Consider the following 658-nt stretch of genomic DNA (forward strand, 5'->3'; position numbering starts at 1 on the left):
GTGAACCCCGCGCCGGCAACTTCCTGCTCGGCTGAGCCGGCTCAGGCAGGTTGCCAGGGCTCAAGCGTCTGGCTGTAGACCACCGTGCCGTCGATGTCACGCAGACTCACGCCCAGCGCACCGCTCTGCGCGTCGATCTCCACCTCGCCGAAGAACTGGAAGCCGGCCCGCGGCGAGCTGTTCGCAGTCGCCGGAGCCTTCTGGAACACCACCTCCGGGCCGAAGGTGCCATCCAGCGGATTCGGTCCGAAGCTGCCGGCGTTCAGTGGCCCGGCGACAAACTCCCAGAACGGTTCGAAACGCTGATAGGCAGCGCGATTGGGGTGATAGTGGTGCGCCGCGCAGTAGTGCACATCCGCGGTCAGCCAGACGGTGTTGCGCACTCGTGCACGCTGGATAAAGGTCAGCAGGTCGGCGATTTCCAGCTCCCGGCCCAACGCCTCGCCGTCGTTGCCATTGGCGATCGCCTCCCAGCGCGGACCGTCCGGTACGTGTAGGCCGATGGGCATGTCGGCGGCGATGACCTTCCAGGTTGCGCGCGAGGCTCGCAGCTCTCGCTTGAGCCATCGCAGCTGCTCGCGGCCGAGAAACGCCGTGTCGGTGCCCTGCTCCGCTTGCAGGTTGTGGGTGTTCGGCCCGCGGTAGCTGCGCATGTCCA

The 658-nt window shown here is 66.9% G+C and carries 1 protein-coding gene; it reads right to left on the reverse strand.

Annotation, left to right across the window (positions count from 1 at the left end; translation table 11 throughout):
* Positions 1–41: 41 nt before the first annotated feature.
* Positions 42–658 (reverse strand): alkaline phosphatase D family protein (locus CXQ94_RS23775; RefSeq protein WP_181034366.1); only part of this gene is annotated, 617 nt, incomplete at its 5' end.

This window comes from Arthrobacter sp. GMC3 (genome assembly GCF_002929305.1).
In the GTDB taxonomy this organism is placed as follows: domain Bacteria; phylum Actinomycetota; class Actinomycetes; order Actinomycetales; family Micrococcaceae; genus Specibacter.